The organism is Pantoea sp. RCC30.1, from assembly GCF_058148845.1.
Genome location: NZ_JBXUHX010000004.1, coordinates 127,658 through 151,715 on the forward strand (window position 1 = coordinate 127,658; position 24,058 = coordinate 151,715).

General features: G+C 55.8%; 21 protein-coding genes. 11 read left to right on the top strand and 10 right to left on the bottom strand.

From position 1 onward, the window contains the following. The first annotated feature begins 262 nt into the window (after positions 1-262). Together AC2LB6_RS05780 and AC2LB6_RS05785 are read left to right on the top strand one after the other, a co-directional pair. On the top strand, positions 263-955 hold the full coding sequence (locus tag AC2LB6_RS05780; protein ID WP_490092797.1) for a hypothetical protein: 693 nt from the start codon (positions 263-265) through the stop codon (positions 953-955). A 38-nt stretch (positions 956-993) separates the two neighbouring features. Continuing rightward, positions 994-1,371 carry a hypothetical protein gene (locus AC2LB6_RS05785; protein WP_490092798.1) on the top strand — a complete coding sequence of 126 codons (378 nt, stop codon included), beginning with the start codon at positions 994-996 and terminating at the stop codon, positions 1,369-1,371. Between the two features lie 80 nt (positions 1,372-1,451). On the opposite strand, the gene AC2LB6_RS05790 is transcribed toward AC2LB6_RS05785, so the two are convergent. After that, positions 1,452-1,604: a DUF3289 family protein gene (locus tag AC2LB6_RS05790; protein ID WP_490092861.1), complete on the bottom strand. Its 153-nt coding sequence runs from the start codon at positions 1,602-1,604 to the stop codon at positions 1,452-1,454. Positions 1,605-2,221: 617 nt separating this feature from the next. On the opposite strand from AC2LB6_RS05790, the gene glgB reads away from it, so the two are divergent. The 6 genes from glgB (at position 2,222) to AC2LB6_RS05820 (ending at position 12,807) form a co-directional block, all read left to right on the top strand. Beyond that, complete coding sequence (gene glgB, locus AC2LB6_RS05795) at positions 2,222-4,405, top strand: 1,4-alpha-glucan branching enzyme (RefSeq protein WP_490092799.1); 2,184 nt, start codon at positions 2,222-2,224, stop codon at positions 4,403-4,405. Next, positions 4,402-6,384, top strand: coding sequence for a glycogen debranching protein GlgX (glgX, locus tag AC2LB6_RS05800; RefSeq protein ID WP_490092800.1), 1,983 nt, complete (start codon positions 4,402-4,404; stop codon positions 6,382-6,384). Before glgB ends, glgX begins: the two co-directional genes overlap by 4 nt. Positions 6,385-6,394: 10 nt before the next feature. After that, on the top strand, positions 6,395-7,687 hold the full coding sequence (glgC, locus tag AC2LB6_RS05805; protein WP_490092801.1) for a glucose-1-phosphate adenylyltransferase: 1,293 nt from the start codon (positions 6,395-6,397) through the stop codon (positions 7,685-7,687). A gap of 63 nt (positions 7,688-7,750) precedes the next feature. Next, positions 7,751-9,184, top strand: coding sequence for a glycogen synthase GlgA (glgA, locus tag AC2LB6_RS05810; RefSeq protein WP_490092802.1), 1,434 nt, complete (start codon positions 7,751-7,753; stop codon positions 9,182-9,184). Between the two features lie 19 nt (positions 9,185-9,203). Next, the gene (gene glgP / locus AC2LB6_RS05815) at positions 9,204-11,651 is read left to right on the top strand and encodes a glycogen phosphorylase (RefSeq protein ID WP_490092803.1); all 2,448 of its coding nucleotides are present in this window, start codon (positions 9,204-9,206) and stop codon (positions 11,649-11,651) included. Between the two features lie 220 nt (positions 11,652-11,871). Next, the gene (locus AC2LB6_RS05820) at positions 11,872-12,807 is read left to right on the top strand and encodes a LysR family transcriptional regulator (protein ID WP_490092804.1); all 936 of its coding nucleotides are present in this window, start codon (positions 11,872-11,874) and stop codon (positions 12,805-12,807) included. On the opposite strand, the gene mdcH is transcribed toward AC2LB6_RS05820, so the two are convergent. From mdcH to glpD, 9 genes are all read right to left on the bottom strand, one after another. Then, positions 12,788-13,690: a malonate decarboxylase subunit epsilon gene (mdcH, locus tag AC2LB6_RS05825; protein WP_490092805.1), complete on the bottom strand. Its 903-nt coding sequence runs from the start codon at positions 13,688-13,690 to the stop codon at positions 12,788-12,790. The two genes, AC2LB6_RS05820 and mdcH, sit on opposite strands and share 20 nt — an antisense overlap. Next, entirely contained in the window at positions 13,687-14,304 is a 618-nt protein-coding gene (locus AC2LB6_RS05830; protein WP_490092806.1) for a malonate decarboxylase holo-ACP synthase, read from the bottom strand. The genes mdcH and AC2LB6_RS05830 overlap by 4 nt, the downstream gene beginning before the upstream one ends. 1 nt (position 14,305) lies before the next feature. Beyond that, a complete protein-coding gene (locus AC2LB6_RS05835; RefSeq protein WP_490092807.1) occupies positions 14,306-15,265 on the bottom strand; it encodes an AEC family transporter in 960 nt (319 codons plus the stop codon). Positions 15,266-15,398: 133 nt separating this feature from the next. Further along, entirely contained in the window at positions 15,399-16,199 is an 801-nt protein-coding gene (mdcE, locus tag AC2LB6_RS05840) for a biotin-independent malonate decarboxylase subunit gamma (protein WP_490092808.1), read from the bottom strand. After that, positions 16,199-17,032, bottom strand: coding sequence for a biotin-independent malonate decarboxylase subunit beta (locus AC2LB6_RS05845; RefSeq protein ID WP_490092809.1), 834 nt, complete (start codon positions 17,030-17,032; stop codon positions 16,199-16,201). Before AC2LB6_RS05845 ends, mdcE begins: the two co-directional genes overlap by 1 nt. Further along, positions 17,025-17,324 (bottom strand): malonate decarboxylase acyl carrier protein, encoded by a 300-nt coding sequence (gene mdcC, locus AC2LB6_RS05850; RefSeq protein ID WP_136198038.1) that lies wholly within the window; start codon positions 17,322-17,324, stop codon positions 17,025-17,027. Before mdcC ends, AC2LB6_RS05845 begins: the two co-directional genes overlap by 8 nt. An 8-nt stretch (positions 17,325-17,332) precedes the next feature. Then, positions 17,333-18,193, bottom strand: a complete 861-nt coding sequence (locus AC2LB6_RS05855; protein ID WP_490092810.1) for a triphosphoribosyl-dephospho-CoA synthase — start codon at positions 18,191-18,193, stop codon at positions 17,333-17,335. Next, entirely contained in the window at positions 18,194-19,849 is a 1,656-nt protein-coding gene (mdcA, locus tag AC2LB6_RS05860) for a malonate decarboxylase subunit alpha (protein WP_090966805.1), read from the bottom strand. A 377-nt stretch (positions 19,850-20,226) separates the two neighbouring features. After that, on the bottom strand, positions 20,227-21,732 hold the full coding sequence (gene glpD / locus AC2LB6_RS05865; RefSeq protein ID WP_490092811.1) for a glycerol-3-phosphate dehydrogenase: 1,506 nt from the start codon (positions 21,730-21,732) through the stop codon (positions 20,227-20,229). A 227-nt stretch (positions 21,733-21,959) separates the two neighbouring features. On the opposite strand from glpD, the gene glpE reads away from it, so the two are divergent. Genes glpE through AC2LB6_RS05880 form a run of 3 tightly spaced genes read left to right on the top strand, consistent with a single transcriptional unit; the run spans position 21,960 to position 23,926 of the window. Further along, the gene (gene glpE / locus AC2LB6_RS05870; RefSeq protein ID WP_490092812.1) at positions 21,960-22,286 is read left to right on the top strand and encodes a thiosulfate sulfurtransferase GlpE; all 327 of its coding nucleotides are present in this window, start codon (positions 21,960-21,962) and stop codon (positions 22,284-22,286) included. Between the two features lie 29 nt (positions 22,287-22,315). Then, positions 22,316-23,137 (top strand): rhomboid family intramembrane serine protease GlpG, encoded by an 822-nt coding sequence (gene glpG / locus AC2LB6_RS05875; protein WP_490092813.1) that lies wholly within the window; start codon positions 22,316-22,318, stop codon positions 23,135-23,137. Between the two features lie 30 nt (positions 23,138-23,167). Then, a complete protein-coding gene (locus AC2LB6_RS05880) occupies positions 23,168-23,926 on the top strand; it encodes a DeoR/GlpR family transcriptional regulator (RefSeq protein WP_490092814.1) in 759 nt (252 codons plus the stop codon). Positions 23,927-24,058: the final 132 nt, after the last annotated feature.

Sequence of the window (24,058 nt, forward strand, 5' to 3'; positions counted from 1 at the left end):
TGGCCGATTTTAATCCGCGCTTTCACTTAGCAGATACACAAGGTGAATTCCTTCCTGTCATATCGTAGCAATACGCCCTGTTGAAAAAAAGTTTACGGCAAGAAGTCGTAAGTTTTCGCTTGCATCTGAAGAATTTCACGGTAAAAATACTTTACTGTTTTCCATGTCCATTTTGAATGTTCGGTAGGCTGATGAACATTAGCAATGAAATCACAAGTTATTTTTATAAAGGATTGTAATTCGTAAAACACAAGGAATTGAAATGAGCAAGCGAAGCGAAATTATCGACCCCAGCGAGTATAGAAAAGGGGTGACCGGATTAATGTATACAGAACTGGCTGGCTGGATAGACCTTGGTCATGCGCTGGGCGGAGACAGTACCAAAGCATTAGCTAAATTCAGTCGCGGAGAGGTGAGCCGTAAACCTTATTACCTGGTGCAGTATGAACAGCTTATGCGGACCGGTAAGTTCGGTACAGGCCGTTATATTCGCTGGAACATCAAGCGTGGCCGCTCACTACATGAGATACATAGCATTCTCCTTGCCATGCTTATGCGTACTGCTGTCTTATTTGAAAACTGGCAGGCTCAGTCATGGTTTAGTTGGTATACAGATAGTGGATTTAGTGGCGAAGACCTCGTGTCCGATCTTCTAGGCTTTTATGGCGTAGTTCGCCCTATGAATTATATAACTATGGTCCAGCCAGTCAGCAAAGAGGCTGCTTTAAGGCGCTGGGATCATTATGGCCCGATTGGTGATTACAAGAACAAAGGATTCAAACCTCTTCTATTTCCAGATCCGGCAATAAAAAACATTCCTCTGATCCCTTTTAAAGCTAATCTTCCCGATTTTATGACTACTATAAAGCCCTTTACCGATTTCAATTCTGATATTGTTCGCATCATCGATAACGCTTCTGTTCTGAATGAATATAGGGGCGTCCGTTTACCATGAGGAAAAAAATATACAGGATAGCAGGTGTTCTGATAGTTATGCTCCTGGTCATTGAGCTAACCACCTGTAGTATCCAGTCTAATGCTGAAGGGAGGGATGGGTATAATCAGAGCGACTTCTTTTTATATCAACTCATTACAAATACTGATATTAAAAAAGCTCCCCGAATTAGTAACGATTATTTTTTTAAGTACCAGGCTCGCAATGGTTCAGCAGCGGAACAGAGTACAATTATTTTTCGTAAGATTTCTGATCCATCAGCCCTGAAGCTTTATCTCACAAAGCTCGGTTATCACGTTGCAGGAAAAGAAAATGATAGCGAACGCTGGGAAAAAAATAGTTCGGCGGCATCCAGCTTCTACCTCTGGGTGAACAAAGAATTAAATGAAGTTGGTCTTTCAAAAGCCACATACTAAATAAGGATAATTTAGAAAAATAAAAGTTATAGAGTCTGTAAGTCATTCTGTTTAACTGCCACTCTGCCAAAGGTGATCGTTCAGGCGCTAGCTCTGGCGGAGACATCCAGCAAATGAAAATGCTTTTTTAACTGTGATTCTGATAAATCGCCGCAGCACATATCTTTGGCGCTGTAGTTGTCCATCCGGTTTTGCGTTTGAAAAAGAGTACAGGGAAACTGTGGTGGGGCTATAAGTACACATTTCTTATGTTATCGTCCATTGTGGTCTTCACTGGGGAAATACATGGTGAACGATCAGAGTCTAAGCATTGTACAGCCCTTGCCCCCTAATTTTTGCAGATTCCAGGCAGGGGGAGCTCGTACATTATTTTCTGTAATGACCGTTTCTCAGCAGGGACCATCCAGGCGGTAGCCGAATGCTATAACAAAGAAGCTTATCGCTATTTGTCACTCCCTCACTGGCATCGTCCCTTTATGCGAGACCGCCTGTATTGTCAGCCACTTCACCACAAACTGATCCAGCCTGTTCTGCCTGAATAGTACACGAAACAATCTGCCGTTTCGCTTACTAAGTGATCAGCTTCCCTTTTTTACCGATTAATGAAGAATATTTTGCTTAAGTCCATGGCAACTCCCGTGACCAAGCTATGATTTAACCATGATGTGCCACAGGTAACTCTTGTGCTTTCCGGATTAAATGGTTGTGGTACACGGCAAAAACACTTTTCCCACGGAATGGCCTGACTTCTTTGTCGTTGTACGTATGGCTCAATGAAGAGCAGCGCAGGTGAATCGCGACAGGCTATGTTGCGTTCATTTCGGCTGCCAATTATCACAGGAAGAAAGTCATGTCAGAGCTTCCCGATCGCGATGCGATCAATGCCCTTTTTGCGGGCAATTATGCTGACCCTTTTTCGCTACTAGGGATGCACCGAACTCAGCAAGGCCTTGAAGTCAGGGCATTGCTCCCCGAAGCGCTTGAAGTGTGGGTCATTGAAACCTCCACCGGGCGCAAACTGGCCCAGCTGGTGTGCGAAGATGCACGCGGCTTCTTCAGTGGCGTCATTCCACGCCGAAAAAACCCGTTCCGCTATCAACTGGCGGTGAACTGGCATGGCCAGCAAAACCTGATAGACGATGCCTATCGCTTTGGCCCGCTGCTGCAGGAGATGGATCTGTGGCTGCTGGCGGAAGGCACTCACCTGCGCCCTTACGAAACGCTGGGCGCGCATGGCGACGTCATTGATGGCGTCTTCGGCACCCGCTTCTGCGTCTGGGCACCTAATGCCCGTCGCGTGTCAGTGGTAGGCGATTTCAACTTCTGGGATGGCCGCCGTCATCCGATGCGTCTGCGACAGGAGCTGGGCATCTGGGAGCTGTTTGTGCCAGGTGCGGTCAACGGCCAGCTCTATAAATATGAAATGATCGACGCCAATGGCGAACTGCGCATCAAAGCGGACCCTTACGCCTTTGAGGCGCAGATGCGTCCGCAAACGGCATCGATGATCTGTGGTCTGCCGGAGCCGGTTGAGATGAAAGAGGAGCGCAAGGCCGCCAACGCCTTCGACGCACCTATCTCGATCTATGAAGTCCACCTGGGCTCCTGGCGTCGTCACACCGACAACAACTTCTGGCTGAGCTATAAAGAGCTGGCTGAACAGCTGGTGCCTTACGTCAAAGAGATGGGCTTTACTCATATCGAACTGCTGCCAATCAACGAACATCCGTTTGATGGCAGTTGGGGCTATCAGCCGCTGGGCATGTATGCGCCGACCCGCCGTTTCGGTACCCGTGACGAGTTTCGCGCCTTCATTGACGCAGCCCATGAAGCGGGCCTTAACGTCCTGCTCGACTGGGTGCCGGGCCACTTCCCCAGCGACGATTTCGGTCTTGCGAAGTATGACGGTACTGAACTCTATGAGCACAGCGACCCGCGTGAAGGCTTCCATCAGGACTGGAATACCCTGATCTACAACTTTGGTCGCCGGGAAGTGAGCAATTACCTCTCGGGCAACGCGCTCTACTGGACGGAGCGCTTTGGCATTGATGGCCTGCGCGTGGATGCGGTGGCGTCAATGATCTACCGGGACTACAGCCGCAGCGAAGGGGAGTGGGTGCCGAATCAGTACGGTGGCCGTGAAAACCTCGAAGCGATTGAGTTCCTGCGTCATACCAACCGCACGCTCGGCACCGTGGCGTCCGGTTCGGTGACAATGGCTGAAGAGTCTACGGATTATCCCGGCGTGACGCGTCCGACGGAAGGCGGCGGGCTGGGCTTCTGGTTCAAATGGAATCTGGGCTGGATGCACGACACCCTCGACTATATGAAGGTCGACCCTATCTACCGCAAGCACCATCACGATCTGATGAGCTTCGGCATGATGTACAACTACACCGAAAACTTTGTGCTGCCGCTTTCGCATGACGAAGTGGTGCACGGTAAGCGCTCAATCCTCGATCGTATGCCGGGCGACGCCTGGCAGAAGTTCGCCAATCTGCGTGCCTACTACGGCTGGATGTGGGGCTTCCCGGGCAAGAAACTGCTGTTTATGGGCAACGAATTCGCCCAGGGTCGCGAGTGGAACCACGACGTCAGCCTCGACTGGCATCTGCTGGAAGGGGGAGACAACTGGCACAACGGCGTTCACCGTCTGGTGCGCGATCTCAACCACACCTATCAGTACTACACGCCGCTGCATCAGCTCGACTTCGATCCGGCCGGCTTTGAGTGGCTGGTGGTAAATGATGCGGAGCACTCCGTGTTCGCCTTTGTGCGCCGTGACCGTGAAGGCAACGAAGTGATCGTGGTCAGTAATTTTACTCCGGTGCCGCGTCCGGGCTATCGCTTTGGCGTTAATCAGCCGGGCTACTGGCGTGAAGTGCTGAACACCGACCAGCATGAGTATCACGGCAGCGACGTACGCAACAATCGGGTGCATACCGATCAGCAGGAGAGCCACGGACGACCGCAGTCGCTGAGTCTTAATCTGCCGCCGCTGGCAACAGTATGGCTGGTGCGGGAGGCTGAATGACAATCACTGCCGGCGATCCCGAACCGCTTGGTGCCAGTTACGATGGCAAAGGCGTTAACTTCACCCTGTTTTCTCAGCATGCAGAGCGCGTAGAGCTCTGCCTGTTTGATGAGCAGGGCGCAGAACAGCGTCTTGACTTGCCTGGCCGCAGTGGGGATATCTGGCATGGTTATGTTCCGGTGTTAAAGCCGGGACAGCGCTACGGCTACCGGGTGCATGGTCCCTGGGCGCCGCAGCAGGGACACCGCTTTAATCCGGCGAAGCTGCTGGTTGATCCCTGCGCCCGCGCGGTTGAAGGCGATGTGCCTGATGATCCGCTGTTTCATGGCGGCGAAGCGCAGCCTGACCCGCATGACAACGCGGCGATTGCGCCGAAGTCTCTGGTAGTCGCGGAAGATTTTGACTGGCAGGGCGATGTCGCACCGCGCATTCCGTGGGGCAACACGGTGATTTATGAAGCCCACGTGCGCGGCCTGACGCAGCAGCATCCGGAAATTCCGGAAACGCTGCGCGGGAGTTACGCGGCGTTGGGCCATCCTGTTATGGTGAATTACCTGCGCAATCTGGGGATTACCACCCTTGAGCTGCTGCCGGTGGCCCATTTCGCCAGCGAACCGCGACTGTTGCAGCTCGGCCTGAGTAACTACTGGGGCTACAACCCTTTTGCGCTCTGGGCGGTGGATCCCCGTTACGCCTCTGGTCAGCCTGGCGTGACGCCATTGCAGGAGTTCCAGCAGGCGGTCAAAAACCTGCATGCTGCGGGTATTGAAGTGGTGCTGGATGTGGTGTTCAACCACACCGCCGAACTGGATGAGACTGGCCCGACGATCTCTATGTGCGGCATCGACAACGCCAGCTACTACTGGCTGGATGAGCAGGGCGATTATCAGAACTGGACCGGTTGCGGCAACACGCTGAATATTCACCATCCGCAGGTGATGGCGTGGGCCTTAGAGGCGCTGCGCTACTGGGTGCGGGTCTGCCACGTCGACGGCTTCCGCTTTGACCTCGCCCCGGTACTGGGCCGCACGCCCGACTACCAGCGTAATGCACCTTTTTTCGAAGCGATACGCGCTTGTCCGCTACTCTCTCAGGTTAAGCTGATCGCTGAACCCTGGGATATCGGCCCTGACGGCTATCAGGTTGGCCGTTTTCCGCCGCCGTTTGCCGAATGGAATGATAAGTTTCGCGACACCGCACGTCGTTACTGGCTGCACGGCGACGTAAGCAATGGCGACTTCGTCCGCCGTTTCGCCGCCTCCAGCGAACTCTACCAGCATGATGATCGGCCGCCACACGCCACGGTTAACCTGATCACCGCCCATGACGGCTTTACGCTATGGGATGTGGTGAGCTTCGAACGCAAACACAACGAAGCGAACGGAGAAGATAACCGTGATGGCCACGGCAATAACTACAGCCACAATCACGGCAAAGAAGGGCTGAACGTCAGCTTTGACGTGATTGAACGGCGCCGTCGCAGCGTGCGGGCACTGCTGACCACGCTGCTGCTGTCACAGGGCACGCCGATGCTGCTGGCTGGCGATGAGCGCGGCCACACGCAGCGCGGCAACAACAACGCCTATTGTCAGGACAACGCCCTGAGCTGGCTTGACTGGCAGGCGGATGAGAAGGGATTAGTCGGATTCACCGCAGCACTGATTGCTCTGCGCCAGCGCATTCCGGCGCTGACCGCAGATCGCTGGTGGCAGGACGGTGACGGCAATGTGCAGTGGCTCAATGCTGGTGGCCAGCCACTGCAACACGATGAATGGGCACAGGGGATGCACAGATTGCAGATCCTGCTGTCCGGCCGCTGGTTAATAACAATAAACGCCACGGATACGGTGAATGACATCGTGTTACCAGACGGAGAATGGCGTGCCCTTCCTCCTTTCGCCGGGGACGACAACCCCATCCTGCTAACTGTCTGGCATGGTCCCGCACACGGTGTGTGCGTGTTCCAAAAGCAATCATAAGGAGTCAGACATGGTTAAGTTAGATAGAACAGATCACCTGATGCTGGCCCGCCAGCTTCCTACACAGACGGTTGCTCTGATCCTCGCCGGCGGACGCGGTACACGCCTGGTCGATTTAACGGCCAAACGTGCCAAACCAGCGGTGCATTTCGGCGGCAAGTTCCGCATTATCGACTTTGCCCTCTCCAACTGCGTCAACTCCGGTATCCGACGGATTGGCGTGATTACCCAGTATCAGTCCCATACCCTGACTCAGCATATCCAGCGTGGATGGTCGATCTTCAATGAAGAGATGAATGAGTTTGTCGATTTGCTGCCAGCGCAGCAGCGATTTTCGACCGAACAGTGGTATCGCGGGACGGCCGATGCCGTGACGCAAAACCTTGATGTGATTCGCCGCTATCAGGCGCAGTACATCGTGATCCTTGCCGGGGACCACATTTATAAGATGGATTATTCACGCATGTTGCTGGATCACGTGGTCAACGAGGCGAAATGTACCATCGCCTGTTTACCGGTGCCGGTGCATGAAGCCACTGCGTTTGGCGTGATGGCGGTGGACGAAGAGAACATGGTGATCGACTTCGTGGAGAAACCCGCGAAACCACCTACCATGCCGGGTGATGACACCCAGGCGCTCGCCAGCATGGGGATCTACGTTTTCAACGCAGACTATCTCTATGAGCTGCTGGAAGAGGATTTGCAGACGCCAGGCTCTAACCATGACTTCGGCAAAGATATCCTGCCGAAAATCGTGGCAAGCGGCGAAGGCTATGCGCACTCCTTTGCGCTCTCCTGCGTGCAGAACGACGACAACGCGCCGCCTTACTGGCGCGACGTCGGGACGCTGGAAGCATACTGGCGCGCTAATCTCGATCTGGCATCGGTGATGCCGGAGCTGGATATGTATGACGTCACCTGGCCGATTCGTACCCACATGGAGCCGCTGCCGCCAGCCAAATTTGTTCAGGACCGTTCCGGCAGTCACGGGATGACCATGAACTCACTGGTGTCGGGCGGCTGCATCATCTCCGGTTCAGTCGTGGTCAACTCGGTGCTGTTTCCGCGCGTTCGCGTTAACTCGTTTTGCAATATAGATTCAACTGTACTGCTGCCTGATGTGGTAGTGGGCCGATCGTGTCGGCTGCGTCGCTGCGTCATTGATCGCGCCTGCGAGTTACCGGAAGGCATGGTTATTGGCGAAAACCCGGATGAAGACAGTCGCCGGTTTCACCGTTCGGATGAAGGCATCGTACTGGTAACCCGCGCCATGCTGGCCAGACTGGTCAAAGCGGGGCTGTAAGCGATAAGCGAAACTTACGCAATCGGCACGCGGAGCGTGTCGGATAACTTAATGAGGTCGAGGATGCAGGTTTTACATGTCTGTTCGGAACTTTTCCCGCTGCTAAAAACGGGCGGACTGGCTGATGTAGTCGGGGCATTACCTCAGGCACAAATTGCGGGCGGCACGGATACGCGGGTACTACTGCCCGCTTTTCCCGCATTGCGCAAAGGCATACCTGATCTCCAGGTAGTGACAGAGCGAGAGACATTTGCCGGTCATATACGTCTGTTATATGGTGAATTTAACGGTGTGGGCATCTATTTAATTGATGCTCCCGACCTCTACGATCGTCCCGGTAGTCCCTACCATGATGAGTCGCAGTTTGCGTATGTCGACAACTATCTGCGCTTTGCGCTGCTGGGCTGGGTCGGCTGTGAACTGGCATGCGGTATGGATTCCATGTGGCGTCCCGATATCGTGCATGCGCATGACTGGCACGCGGGTTTGACCTGCGCCTATCTGGAAGCGCGTGGCCGTCCGGCCAAATCGGTGTTTACCGTGCACAACCTGGCGTATCAGGGGCTGTTCATGGCGCACCATCTGGAAGAGATTGGCCTGCCGTGGTCGTTCTTTAACATGCATGGGCTGGAGTTCTTCGGTCAGATCTCCTTCCTGAAAGCGGGACTTTTTTACGCCGACCATATCACGGCGGTCAGCCCGACTTACGCCCATGAAATTACTTCTGCCGAATATGCTTACGGCATGGAAACTTTGCTGGCACAGCGGATGCGTGAAGGCCGTCTCAGCGGGATTCTCAACGGCGTGGATCCCTCTATCTGGGATCCCGCGCACGATTTGCTGCTGAGCGCGCGCTATAACCGCGACACGCTGGAAGCGAAAGCGGAGAACAAACGTCAGCTGCAGGTGGCGATGGGGCTGAAGGTGGATGATAAAGCGCCGGTGTTCTGCGTCATCAGCCGTCTGACCAAACAGAAAGGGCTGGACCTGGTGCTGGAGGCGCTGCCTGGCTTGCTGGCGCAGGGCGGACAGCTGGTGCTGCTGGGGCAGGGAGATGCCGAACTGCAGCAGGGATTCCTGGCGGCGGCGGCAGAGCATCCGGGCAGCGTGGGCGTGCAGATTGGCTATCACGAGGCATTCTCACACCGCATTGTCGGTGGCGCGGATGTGATCGTGGTGCCGAGTCGCTTTGAGCCCTGTGGTCTGACACAACTTTATGGCCTGAAGTATGGTACGTTGCCGTTAGTGCGCCGTACGGGCGGACTGGCCGATACCGTGAATGACAGCTCGTTAGAGAATCTGGCTGACGGTATCGCCAGTGGATTCAGTTTCGAAGATGCCAATGCCTGGTCGCTGTTGCGGGCCATCCGGCGCGCGTTTGTATTATGGTCTCGTCCTTCGCTATGGCGCTATGTTCAGCGCCAGGCGATGGCAATGGACTTTAGCTGGCAGGTGGCAGCAACAGCCTACCGTGATCTCTACCAACGTTTGATGTAACGGATTGGGAAAACTGGATATGAATGCACCTTTCACTTACGCTTCACCAACGTTGACGGTTGATGCCTTAAAGCATTCGATTGCCTACAAACTGATGTTTACCATCGGCAAAGATCCTTCTATCGCCAATAAGCACGAGTGGCTCAACGCCTCGCTGCTGGCGGTGCGCGACCGGATGGTGGAGCGCTGGCTGCGCTCGAGCCGTGCCCAGCTCTCTCAGGATGTTCGCCAGGTCTATTACCTGTCGATGGAGTTCCTGATGGGCCGCACGCTGGGAAATGCGCTGCTGGCGATGGGGATTTATGACGATCTCAACCAGGCGCTGGATGAGATGGGGCTGGATCTGGCCGAGCTGATGGAAGAGGAGAACGATCCAGGGCTGGGCAACGGCGGTCTCGGTCGACTTGCGGCCTGTTTCCTCGATTCGCTGGCGACGATGGGCATGCCGGGACGGGGCTACGGCATCCGGTATGATTACGGCATGTTCAAACAGAACATCGTGGAAGGTGAGCAGAAAGAGTCTCCGGATTACTGGCTTGAGTATGGTAATCCGTGGGAATTCCAGCGTTTCAATACCCGTTACAAAGTTCGTTTTGGCGGTCGCGTTCAGCACGAAGGCGCGAAAGTGCGCTGGCTGGAGACTGAAGAGATTCTGGCGATGGCTTATGACCAGATCATCCCGGGCTTCGACACCGACGCGACCAACACCCTGCGACTGTGGGGTGCCCAGGCCAGCAACGAAATCAACCTCGGTAAGTTCAACCAGGGTGATTACTTTGCGGCGGTTGAAGATAAAAACCACTCCGAAAACGTGTCGCGCGTGCTCTATCCGGATGACTCCACGTATTCAGGCCGTGAGCTGCGTCTGCGTCAGGAATATTTCCTGGTCTCCGCGACGGTGCAGGACATCCTGAATCGCCACTGGCGGATGCATCAAACCTGGGACAACCTGGCGGACAAAATCGCCATTCACCTCAACGATACCCATCCGGTGCTGGCGATCCCTGAACTGATGCGCCTGCTGATCGACGATCATAAATTTAGCTGGGACAGTGCCTTCGACGTCTGCTGTCAGGTCTTCTCCTATACCAACCATACGCTGATGACCGAAGCGCTGGAGACCTGGCCGGTCGATATGATCGGCAAGATCCTGCCGCGTCATCTCAGCATTATTTTTGAAATTAACGACTTCTTCCTTAAGACGATTCAGGATCACTACCCTGATGACCTGGATCTGCTGTCGCGCATTTCGATCATCGATGAGAACGATGGTCGCCGGATCCGTATGGGCTGGCTGGCAGTCGTCGTCAGCCATAAAGTGAATGGCGTGTCTGAGCTGCACTCTAATTTAATGGTGCAGTCGCTGTTTGCCGACTTCTCCCGTCTGTTCCCGGGCCGTTTCTGCAATAAAACCAACGGTGTTACGCCACGTCGCTGGCTGGCGCTGGCGAACCCGGCGCTGTCAGAGGTGCTGGATGAGGAGATCGGCCGCAACTGGCGCACCGATCTCAGCCAGCTGGGAGAGCTGAAAGCGCAGATCGATTATCCGGCGTTTATCGAAAAAGTGGCGGTCGCCAAGCATCAGAACAAACGTCGGCTGGCCGACTGGGTGGCGAAGAATCTGGACGTGGTGCTCGATCCGAACGCGTTGTTTGATGTGCAGATCAAGCGTATTCACGAGTACAAACGCCAGCTGCTCAACGTGCTGCATGTGATCACCCGATACAACCGTATCAAGGCCGATCCGCAGGCGGATTGGGTGCCACGCGTCAATATCTTTGCTGGTAAAGCGGCATCCGCCTATTACGTTGCCAAGCACATTATTCATCTGATCAACGATGTCGCGAATGTGATCAACAACGATCCACAGGTGAAGAACAAACTGAAAGTGGTCTTCATCCCGAACTACAGTGTGAGCCTGGCGCAGATCATTATCCCGGCGGCCGATCTCTCTGAGCAGATCTCGACCGCAGGGACGGAAGCGTCCGGCACCAGTAACATGAAGTTTGCACTGAACGGTGCGCTGACTATCGGTACGCTGGATGGCGCTAACGTTGAGATGCTGGATCACGTCGGTGAAGAGAACATCTTTATCTTCGGTAATACCACACCGCAGGTCGAAGCCCTGCGTAAAGGGGGCTATAACCCGCGTGACTATTACGAAGGGGATGAAGAGCTGCATCAGGTGCTGACCCAGATTGCTTCAGGTCTGTTCAGTCCGCAGGATCCGGGCCGCTACCGCAATCTGTTTGATTCACTGGTTAACTTCGGCGATCACTACCAGTTACTGGCGGATTATCGCAGCTATGTGGATACCCAGGATAAGGTGGATGCGCTCTACCGTAAACCGGATGAGTGGCAGCGCCGCGCGGCGAAAAACATCGCCGGAATGGGCTACTTCTCGTCGGACCGTACCATTCAGGAGTACGCCGATGAGATCTGGAATATCTCGCCGGTAAGACTGTAAGGCACGTGCAGTAAGCGGTTCTGACTTTCTACTGCGGCCGACGGATCGGCCGCACTCTCCGTTATTTTGCTCTCTCCCCAGCCCGCACACCTCCAGAAAATTCAGCCTCTTATCGTCTCAGCGCCCGTAAGTGCCCGTTGTGCGAACCAGATCATTACACCCTGGCTGAGAATCGCTACTATGCCTGAAAGCAAAACGACCCTACAGGCAACCGCAGCCCATGAGTGACAACATCAACCAGGAAATTACCTTCCGTAAGCTCAGCGTCTTCATGATGTTTATGAGCAAAGGGAATATCGCCCGCACGGCGGAAGCGCTGGAACTGAGCAGCGTCAGCGTGCATCGCGCACTGCACACGCTGGAAGAGGGCATCGACTGCCCGCTGTTTATCCACAAGGGCCGCAATCTGGTGCCGCTGCCTGCCGCCTGGACGCTGCTGGACTATTGCCGCGACGTGACCACCCTGATGGGCAAAGGTATTGAAGAGGCGCGCAAGGTAGCGGGCATCGGCGGAGGCCGCCTGCGGCTTGGCACGCTCTATTCGCTGACGCTTGAGACCATTCCCCGGCTGATCATGGGCATGAAGCTGCGCCGTCCCACGCTGGAGCTTGATCTCACCATGGGTTCGAATCAGATGCTGCTGAATATGCTGGAAGATGACGCGCTGGATGCGATTCTGATCGCCACTGATGATGGCGAACTCAGTGACGCGCATTTCGATGTGATTCCGCTGTTTGAAGACAGTATCTTTCTGGCCGCACCTGCCGGGGAAACGCAGAACGAAACCGGTCCGGTGGATCTGTGTGATTATGCCGATCGCGATTTTGTTTCACTGGCGGAGGGGTTTGCCACCTATGCCGGTTCGCAAGAGGCATTTCAGATTGCCGGATTTGAACCCCGCATCGTAACCCAGGTGAATGACATCTTCTCAATGATTAGTCTGGTGCAGGCGGGCGTTGGCCTGGCACTGATTCCGGGACGCATGAAGAAAGTCTATGAAAACAACATCCAGTTGCTGACGCTCGCGGAGCCTTATCAGATGCGTCAGCAGATCTCGATTGTCTATTCACATCGCCGGGAACGGGATAATGACCTGCTGGCGCTGGCGGCAGAAGGGCGGATGTATGCCCGCAGCCTTACTGACTCAGCCGTTTAGCCAGATGCAGCGCAACCTCGACGCTGTTGCGCTCCAGACAGATCGCTTCGCCCTGCCAGTTCGCCTGCAGCGTCAGACCAGTCAGCACATTGCCAGGCGGCATTTCAATCGCCAGTCGGGCATCGCGCTGATTAGCGGAAACAATCGCATCATTCCACTGCACCGTGCGCGCCATATTAAAGGCCAGATCGTCGGCAATCTTCTCCGGCTCCCAAATCACCCGTGCACTTGAACCGCTGAGATAAGCGCAATCGGGACGGGAAAGGATGACGGACTCAAAGGCGCGAGCCAGTTCGGCGGCGGGCTTATCCAGCAGCGCGCAGTGTGACGGCACGCTCACCGCGAGTTTAATCGCTTTACTGGCACCAGCATCCAGCGCCCTCTGCGCAACTACCGCCATATCCTCATCACGACCAGCAATCACAATCTGCGTTTCCGCATTTAGATTCGCGATGTAGGTGTTGCTGCGGGGCAGCAATTTCTCCAGCTGGCTCAGCGTTAAGCCAGTGATCGCGGTCAGGCCATATCCCTGTGGATACGCCTGCTCCATCAGATCGCCGCGCAGTGCAACCAGCCGCAGAGCGTCGCTGAAATCGAGCGCGCCGGCGATCACCGCAGCAGGAAACGCGCCAATCGACAGACCGCTGACGATATCTGGTTTCACTCCACGGCGGATCAACTCGCGCGCCCAGGCGACACCGGAAATCAGCAGGCAGAGCTGCACGGCACGTGTGTGGCGCAGCGCTTCAACGTTATCGAGCTGGTCAGTTTCGTCGCCCAGCACCGAACGCACGCGGCTTAATATCGCATCACCATCAGGCAGATGCTGCAGCATTCCGGCACGCTGGGTGCCCTGGCCAGGAAAGGTAAAGAGTATTTTCATGGATTCTCCCTGCTCCAGGGTGAAGCGGTCAGTATCGGTCCGGTGTCGGTTTTTAACAGCACGCGTCCCTCGCGCAACCATTCGTTCAGGGCAAACGCGCCAGACGGTGTTTCCACCTGGGTATCCACCCGGCAGCTCAGCGCGTCGGTCTCTGTTTGCCACCGTTGCAGCGCATCACGGGGCAGCGGCTGCGGGGCACGGATGATTAAATCCAGATCGCTGGTGGCATGCAGCGTGGGTCGCTGCGTCGCCAGCGCAAAACCGGTGCTGCCGGTAATGCCCCAGCACCACGGCCAGACGGTCTCGCTAAGCGCTATCGCCGCGCTAACCGGCGCATAAGCCGTAAAGGGCGACTCCAGCAGCAGCGTGCGTTCCGCCAGACTTTCTGGCGTCACCACCCGGATAATATCGGCTGGTGTGATCCAGCCGGCGGCACGCTGCTCGCGATGCTCACCGCGCACGCCAATCGGGATCAGGCCGGATTCACGGTGATCGCGCCGCACCACCACGGGCAGCCCGGGATGCCAGAACGGGCTGACCCAGCTTTCTTTGATCGTCGCTAACGCGCTGCTGTTTCGCAGCCAGAGCAGATCGTGGGGGCGCGGCGCACTCATATTACATTCCTGATGTCAGCGTAATGAACAACGGTAAAGATAAAATACAAAGAATCGAGCTTAACAGCAGCACGGCTTCAGCATCGGGTGACTGCACGCCAAAGCGGTTGCCGAACACCACGCCAAAGAAACCGGCCGACAACGCGATCATCAGGATAGCGGTGATCGCAACAGAACCGTTCAGTCCCAGCGCCAGTACCAGACCCCAGGCGATAAAGGGCTGAATCAGCAGTTTAGTCACCGTGCCGACGCCCACCACCGCGTTAAGTTTCAGTTTGCGTGCCGACAGGATGACACCGGTCAGGAAGAGTGCAGCGGCGGTGGCAGCCAGACCCAGCGGTTTGATTGCGGCCAGCACCAGATCAGGCATTTTAACGCCCAGCGCTGATAACACCACGCCAATCAACGGTCCCAGTACGATCGGTTTTTTCACTGAACGCCACATCAGAATCGGCAGCATTGTCAGGGTTGAACCGTGTTCGGTGCCGTCGGCAAACGCTTTTTCACGTTCCAGAATCAGCAGGCAAAGCGGTGTAAGCAGCACTGAACCACAGGCGATGGAGACCGCTACCGAGAGCGACGTGGCACCATTTTCACCCAGCACGCTGGCCAGAATGGGCAGGCCCAGCGCGGCGTAATTTGGCAGCGCCACAGTCAGTGTCAGCACAGCCGCATCCTGCGGTGACTTTTTGAAAACTTTTGTGGCCGTGAAATAGACCGCCCCATAGGTAATCCACATTGCGCCGGTAATCACAACAATCAGCGGCCATTGCGCCACGATGCCCGGCCAGGGTGTTTGCACAGTGGCACTGAACAGTGCGGCGGGCAGCGCAAAATCCATGACGAAAATATTCAGCAAAGAGACGTCTTTGTTGTTGACCATTCCGGCCTTACCGGCCCAGAAACCCAAAAGCATGATGACAAAAATCGGAGCAAGGGCATGAACAATTATATAAATCATAAATCACCTGTATTTAAGAAAGAATTTTCTGTTAACAGCGATGTTTATAATTCTGAACACGGCCACTGCCCCGGGGCGCACTTAGCGATGCGCCCCGTCAGACCGGTTTCGGCAGGTTTATTTTTTTATTTAATTACCAGGTTGCGCGCATACGCTCGCGAACCAGGGTGGAGCTGTGACGATTGGATGCGCCAAGGCGATTTTTCAGGGTGGGATCCTGACGCGCATCGCTAATGGCTTTCTGCAGGGCGATCTCTACCATTGCCACATCGGCGTCAGAGGGCGTATCGGGATTGGCCACGTTCAGCAGATCGGAGAGCAGACCCAGCGTGGCGAAGTTATTCACGTCATAGGCCATGGGGGGAATGGTCGCGGCCAGTTTCTCCAGCGCCTCCACGGAACGCAGCGTGATACGCGCGGCAGACTCTTTACCCATCGCGTGCACCAGCACACCCTGATCGTTGAGCGCAATCAGGCGGTTGGCCTGATAACCGTGCGCCAGGAAGGCACCAGACATCGCTTTGCCAACAATCAGTCCAATCACCGGATGACCCGCAAGGCGTGCTTTAGCATAAGCGCCTGCAGCCCCGGCCAGCGCCTGATGAATACCAAACGCCTCTTCGCGACGGCCATAGGCCTGACTCGGTACGTCGATCACTGCCACAATCGGGCGTTTCACGTCGCTGTTCTTGTCCTCTTCCAGCGTTTCATTCACCACTTTCGCCAGCGTCCAGCCTTCCAGCAGACCGACTTCGCCCCGCGCGGCACGCGGATAGTGGTTTTGTGCATCGGGCACCACGGCGATAAAGCGCACGCTTTCACCATTGAGCTGGCCGTCCGCCACCTGGACAGAGGCGCACAGGCCGCTGAGGCGCTGCGCATCAGGTGCAAGTTTTTCCAGCCAGATTGCACCGCGGCTGTTTGTCTGGGTCATTATTTATCCTCCCGGGCGAAAAGCTGTTTAATCTGCGCCGTATCCGCCTGCTGACGGGTGTCGAACTGTGTCAGACGTGGCAGGAAATCGGCATATTTATCGCTGCGGTGCTGCGCCGGAACGCCTTTGGCGATGAAGTCATTCATCGCACTCTTAACCGCATTGACGCCATCACCGACCAGCGCATCGACCAGGCCGCTGGCGTAGCGGATCTCACCGCCGGTCATGCTCCAGATGAACGGGCGATCACGCGAGTCATACTCTTCAATGCCCGCTTCCTGCTCAATCACCTGCGGACCATTCAGCCCCAGGCGTGCTTCACGCGTCACAATCAGATAGCTGCAAAGCGCAGCGGCGATGGACATCCCGCCAAAGCAGCCGACGGTACCGGCAACAATGCCGATAACCGGGGTATAGCGGCGCAGGTCGACAATCGCGGCATGAATATCGGCAATCGCCGCCAGCCCCAGATTGGCTTCCTGTAAACGCACGCCGCCGGTTTCCAGGCAAAGCACCGCCTGAGTGGGTATTCCGTTGCGGTTGTCTTCGGCTGCCAGTTCCAGCGCCGCCGCCATTTTCGCACCGGAGACTTCGCCCATGCTGCCACCCTGGAAGGTGCCTTCAATGGCGATAACGACCGCAGACTGACCGTTCAGCGTGCCGCGTGCTACCACCATGCCGTCATCTGACTGCGGCACCACGCCCTGAGGAGCCAGCCATGGCGACATGATGCCTTCGAAAGGATCCAGCAGTTCGCGATAGCTGCCGTCGTCCAGCAGTGCACGGGCGCGCTCACGGGCGCGTAATTCAATAAAACTGGCATCATTACGCATGGCTTACCTCCTCAAAAACCTGTTCGATGCGGATACGCGCCACGCCAGGTGTCGCCCCGAAATCGTGAATAATCAGCTTTCCGGCAGGCAGGCCGTTGGTTAAATTCAGGCGGTCAAACAGCGCCTTCCATCGGGCGTCGCTGTTATCCAGTGACGTGGTGATATCAATACTAAGCGTTTGTCCTTCAGTTGCGGTGTACAGCACTTCCATATCACCGGAACCAACGACGCCTGCCAGCGCTTTACCGCTGAGTGCGCGGTTAGCAGGGAAAGATAATGTGATGTGTTCCATAATGGCCTCTAGAAATAAGAATGTTCAGGTGAACAGACCCGATCGATAAACAGCGTCGCGGCCAGCAAATCGGCGGCCCCGCCAGGCGAAGCGTTGAGCGACAGCATGCGCTGATCGAGCTGCGCCAGCGCCTTCTGGCCGCCTGCTGTGCGACAGCCGCCAGATAGCAGCACGGCGCGTGCTCCCTGCTGCATCGTTTTCAATCCGGTCATACCGGCACGTGACAGCACGCAGGTATCGCTGAGCGAGGTCATGATCGCCATCAGCGCATCAAGGCGGGCTTCGCTTTCACTGGCACCTGTTGCACGACTTGCCAGCAGTTGTGGCAGCCCCAGCTTCATCACGTGAGGAAACGCCTGTTGCGCCTCTTCGCGTGCGCCGGGCACCCGATAGCGGTGCGTCGCTTTTAACCCTTTGCTGAACAGTTTTGGTGCTGCGCGGTCGGGCAGGCTGGCAAGCGCGGCTGCGGTGCGGGTTAGCTGGTCGGCACTGGCCGCGCCACCGTGCATGGCTGCAGCACTGACCAGCAGTCCCAGTGCCCAGATCGCACCCCGATGGGTGTTGACGCCGCCGGTTGCCGCCATCATCTGCTGTTCACCATCACGGCCCAGCCGACCCACCGTTTCACGCAGGGCAATATCAGCAGGGCGCAGCCAGCTGTGACGGGCCAGCGCCACAAAGGTCGGCACAAGGCTGTGAGCGGAACGCTCCATCAGCGCCAGTGACAGGTCCTGATGCGCGCCGTTTCCCCGACTGTCTACCAGACCCGGCTTGGGGCTGAGCCGTGCTTCATCGGTCAGACAATCGCGCGCAATCGTCGCCAGTTGGCTGGCCTGCGCCTCGGTTTGAGTCTGCGACAGAAGTTTCATTTACCAGCTCCGGAATTTTGCTGGTGGGTTATAAAGACCACCCGACCATTCCACCAGGTCAGAGACACTGCTGGCGGCGAGCAGCGAGCGTGTCGCATCTGAACGACGAATGCCCATATCTTCCGGATAGACCACTTTGCCGCTTTTACGCAGGGCTGCCACGCGCGCCGCATCGACACCAAGGCCGATATCGGTGATGCCGGCTACCGCAGCGACCATTGCACGGCGCTCTTCAAGGCTTTCCGCGCGATAGAGATAGGCAATACCCTCTTCGGTCAGCACGTGGGTGACGTCATCGCCATAGATCATCACGGGTGCCAGCGGCATACCGGTCGATTTCGCCACTTCAACCGCATCAAGTGTTTCAACAAAGGTCGGTTTGGCACCGGCCTGGAAGGTTTCCACCATCTGAACCACCAGTTTTTTACCGCGCTGCATCGGATCCGGTTCGGTGATCATATTCAGCCATGCAGGCGTGGCATGACGTCGGCCGTGCGGATCGTGGCCCATGTTAGGCGCACCGCCGAAACCGGAAAGGCGACCGCGGGTCACGGTTGAGGAGTTTGCCAGGCCATCGACCTGCAGGGTGGCGCCGATAAACATATCCACCGCATACTGACCTGCCAGCTGACAGAAGGCGCGGTTAGAGCGCATAGAGCCGTCGCTGCCGGTGAAGAAGATATCGGGACGGGCGCGAATGTACTCTTCCATGCCCAGCTCGCCACCGAAGCAGTGCACGCTCTCAACCCAGCCGCTTTCAATCGCCGGGATCAGCGTCGGATGCGGGTTAAGGGTCCAGTGCTTACAGATTTTGCCTTTCAGGCCGAGTTGTTCGCCGTAGGTGGGCAGCAGCAGTTCGATCGCGGCGGTGTTAAAACCGATACCGTGGTTAAGTGACTGCACCTGATGTTCGGCGTAAATGCCTTTAATCGCCATCATCGCCATCAGGATATGTTCCTGCTTAATCAGGCGCGGATCGCGGGTAAACAGCGGTTCGATAAAGAAAGGTTTATCGGCTACGACGATGTAATCGATCCAGGAGCCGGGAATATCGACGCGGGGCAGGTCGGTCTCGTCATCGACCAGTTCATTCACCTGGGCAATCACGATACCATCACGGAACGCGGCGGCTTCCACCAGGGCAGGCGTATCTTCAGTACTCGGGCCGGTGTAAAGGTTGCCTTTGCGGTCAGCTTTATAACCGGCAATCAGCGCGACGTTTGGACTCAGATCGACATAGAGGCGGGAATAGAGTTCGATATAGGTGTGGATCGCGCCGATTTCCAGCTGACCGTCCTGCAACAGCTGAGACATGCGCAGGCTCTGCGGACCGGAGAAAGAGAAGTCGAGTTTTCGGGCGATGCCTTTTTCAAAAATATCCAGATGCTCACTGCGGCCGACGCTGGGCATAATCATATGCAGGTCGTGAATCTTTGATGGATTCACTGCCGCCAGGGTGCGGGATAAAAAGTCCGCCTGCTTCTGGTTATTCCCTTCCAGTACCACCCGGTCGCCCGGTGCAATCAGTTTTTCAAATGCTTCTACAGCTCTTTCAGTAGGAATGACTTTGCCATCAACAGGGAAGGATGCCAGACGACGCGCTTTTTCACTGCGGCGCGTGTTCCATTCCCGGGCAGGCGTTTGGCCTGTGTTCATTTCAACCTCCTGATTAAAATAACGGTTGTTTCGTTTTTACTGAGGAAAGTTTGTGCTTTCTGATGACGTCGTTCAATTAAGCAAAAAGCCTGAACGTTAGATTTACAGTAACAATAGGATGTGAACGTTTTGATATGCGAAGCAGAAAGAGTTGAGTTTAGGCACTGACCAAAAATGTGATCGCATAAACGGATTTCTGTATAAAGAATGGTGTGAGCCTGGCATTTTTAATAAAAAGTACGTCGTACAAAAATAAACTCTGCTACACGCTGAAAGGAGCAACCTGTCGGATCAGCGTGCCGGATGCAGCGACCCGCTATCGCAGAGATAAAAAAAGCAGGCCGAAGCCTGCTTTCTGATTCTCTACTTAGGACAGTTTATGATGCCAGCGACAGGGCGGGTTTAGCTTTCGCTGCCAGCCACTCGGTGACTCGCGCCTGCTGCTCTTTGGTCAGCCACATGCCCTGCTTGGTACGACGCCAGATAGCATCATCCAGCTCACGAACCCACTCATGCTGCACCAGGTAGCGTAATTCTGCTTCGTAAAACTCGTGACCGAAGTTCTCACCCAGATCGTCCAGGCTTTTCGCGCCAGCGAGCAGGGTTTCAGTGCTGCTGCCGTAGGTGCGCGAGAAGTGGCACGCCATATTTTCACTGATAAACGGATAGCGACGACGCAGGCTGGCCGCGTAATCTTCACGGGTGCCGGAGATATTTCCGCCTGGCAACACGCAGTTCTTCGTCCATGCCGGGCCTGCGTTCGGGTAGTACTTCGCCAGTTTCTCCAGCGCATGTTCTGCCAGCTTACGGTAGGTGGTCAGCTTGCCGCCAAACACCGACAGCAGCGGAGCCTGACCATTATCGTCGCGCACATCCAGGGTGTAATCACGCGTGATCGCCTGCGGCGAATCGGATTCGTCATCACACAGCGGACGGACACCGGAATAGGACCAGACGATATCGTCAGCGGTCAGCTGCTTTTTAAAGTGTCCGTTGAACACTTTCAGCAGATAGTCGGTCTCGCTGTCATCAATATTGACGTTTTTCGGATCGCCTTTGTACTCGACGTCGGTGGTACCGATGATAGAGAACTCATCCATCCACGGGATGACAAACACGATGCGGTTATCTTCGTTCTGCAGGATGTAAGCCTGCTTTTCGGTATGAACGCGTGGTACCACGATGTGGCTGCCCTTGATCAGGCGAATACCGTAAGGCGATTTCAGCTTCAGGCTGTCGTCGAACAGCTGTTTGACCCACGGGCCGGCAGCATTGACCAGGCCTTTCGCCTGCCAGGTAAAGGTTTTACCGCTGTCGACATCTTCCGCTTCGACCTTCCACAGGCCGCCTTCACGCCAGGCGCGGGTCACGCGGGTGCGGGTACGCACTTCGCCGCCACGCTTCACCACTTCCTGCGCATTCAGTACTACCATACGTGCATCATCGACCCAGCAGTCTGAATATTCGAATCCGCGCGTGATTTCCGGCTTCAGGGCCGAATCCGCGCCGAAACGCAGACTTTTGCTGCCTGGCAGGCTGGTACGCTTGCCGAGGTGGTCATACATAAACAGGCCGGTGCGGATCATCCACGCCGGACGCAGATGCGGACGGTGCGGCAGACGGAAACGCATCGGGAACGCCAGATGCGGGGCCATTTTCAGCAGCACTTCACGTTCGGCCAGTGCTTCACTGACCAGACGGAATTCGTAATGTTCAAGGTAGCGCAAGCCGCCGTGAATAAGTTTTGAACTGGCAGAGGAGGTCGCGCAAGCCAGATCCCGCGCCTCCAGCATTAACACCGACAGTCCGCGTCCTGCAGCGTCTGCTGCAATGCCGGCACCGTTGATGCCGCCGCCGATCACGATCAGGTCTTTGGTTTCCACGTCATCTCCTCCGATGTTCGGAATAGTTCACTAATGTTCGTTTTCGAGCATAATCATAATCGCAAACCAACATTGACGCCAGCTTTTAACCAGGTAAAAACATTTTTGCGTGATATAGCTAACATTCTGCCCACCAAAAAAACGGATAGCCGTAACGATTGTCAGGTTATCGGCGTGGATTCTCGGGTTACACTACGCGCTATTGTGACGCTGTTATGAGAGATCCCATGGAAACGTTCGAATGTATTGATGTGCAGCAGGCGCAGTCGCGTCTGGCGCAGGGTGCGCTGCTGGTAGATATCCGCGATCCGCAAAGTTATGCCCTGGGCCATGCGGCGGGCGCGCTGCATCTGACCAACACCAACCTCAGCGATTTTGTTAGTGGTGCCGATCACAGCCTGCCGGTGCTGGTGATGTGCTATCACGGCAACAGCAGCAAAAGCGCGGCACAATATCTGCTGGGACAGGGCTTCAGCGCAGCCTACAGCATCGATGGCGGCTTTGATGCCTGGCGTGCCGCCTTCCCTCAGCAGGTTGCCCTCGGCAGTGAATAGATTGCTGCTCGTCACATGGAGAGTTACTGATGCGCATTACCCAATTTAATCAGCCGCGCATGGCGCAGGCGTTTGTTGACTACATGGCGACGCAGGGCATCACGCTGCGTATCGAGCATGAAAATCACTACGTCATCATGCTGGATGATGAGAGCAAGATTTCAGTGGTCGAAAACGAACTTCAGCAGTTTTTACACGACCCTAACCATCCGCGCTATCAGGCTGCCAGCTGGCACAGCGGCAAGACCGACAGCGGTCTGCGCTATGAGCGCAGCAATATCTGGGCGAACATCCGTGAGCGTGCCGGTCCGCTGACCATGATCCTGATGGTGCTCTGCATCGCGGTCTTTATTCTGATGCAGGTCATGGGCGATCAGGCCGTGATGGCGTGGCTTTCCTGGCCGGATACTGACCAGCATCTTCAGGTCTGGCGCTGGTTCAGCCATGCGCTGCTGCACTTCTCACTGCTGCACATCCTGTTTAATCTGATGTGGTGGTGGTATCTGGGCGGCGTGGTTGAGAAGCGTCTTGGCAGCGGCAAACTGTTCGTGATTATGCTGATCTCGGCGCTGTTGAGCGGCTGGCTGCAGGCGAAGTTCAGCGGCATCTGGTTTGGTGGTCTGTCGGGGGTGGTCTATGCCCTGATGGGTTACTGCTGGCTGCGCGGTGAGCGCGATCCCGACAGCGGCGTCTATCTTGAACGGGGATTGATCGGTTTTGCGGTGGTCTGGCTGGTGATCGGCTGGTTCGGCGTCTTTGGTCTGGCTATTGCCAACGCGGCGCACGTCGCCGGTCTGGTGGTCGGACTGGCGATGGCGCTGGTAGATACGCGTAACGTCACGCGTCGTTAGACAGATTTAGCGGGTTAACAGGAGAGGAACGTGAAGCAGACGCAACGTCATGACGCGATTATCGATTTAGTCCGTCGTCAGGGATATGTCAGTACTGAGGAGCTGGTGGATCATTTTGAGGTCAGCCCGCAAACCATTCGTCGCGATCTCAACGATCTGGCCGATCAGAACAAAATTCAGCGCCACCACGGCGGCGCGGCGCTTCCTTCCAGCTCTGAGAATACCGCCTGGCACGATCGTAAAATGATGTGGTCAGCGGAAAAAGCGCGGATTGCGCAGCGCGTTGCCAGCCAGATCCCGGATGGGGCCACGTTGTTTATCGACATCGGCACCACGCCGGAAGCGGTGGCGCATGCACTGCTCAACCACAGCGACTTACGCGTGGTGACAAACAACCTCAACGTCGCGATGCTGTTGATGAGCAAGCCTGATTTCCGGGTGATTATCGCGGGTGGTGAAGTGCGGACCCGCGATGGTGCGGTGATGGGAGAAGCGACACTCGACTTTATATCCCAGTTCCGGCTTGATTACGGCATTCTGGGGATCAGCGGCATCGACATGGATGGATCGCTGCTGGAGTTCGACTATCATGAAGTCCGCACCAAGCGTGCCATCATTGAAAATTCACGCTGCGTGATGCTGGTGGTGGATCACTCGAAGTTCGGCCGTAACGCTATGGTCAACCTCGGTAACATGAGTCTGCTGGACTATCTCTACACTGACAAAACGCCGCCTGCCAGCGTAATGAAGGTGATTGAGCAGCATGAGGTTCACCTCGAACTCTGTTGATTCCTGCGACGCCAGCCTCCCGGCTGGCGTTTTTCTTTGATTGTTGTCGCTTTTTCCCCCACTCACGTCTTAACTTAACGGTTGCTGGCACCCGGTTGCCAGCCCGTGCGCTTTCTATTTTTGCTTCACCTC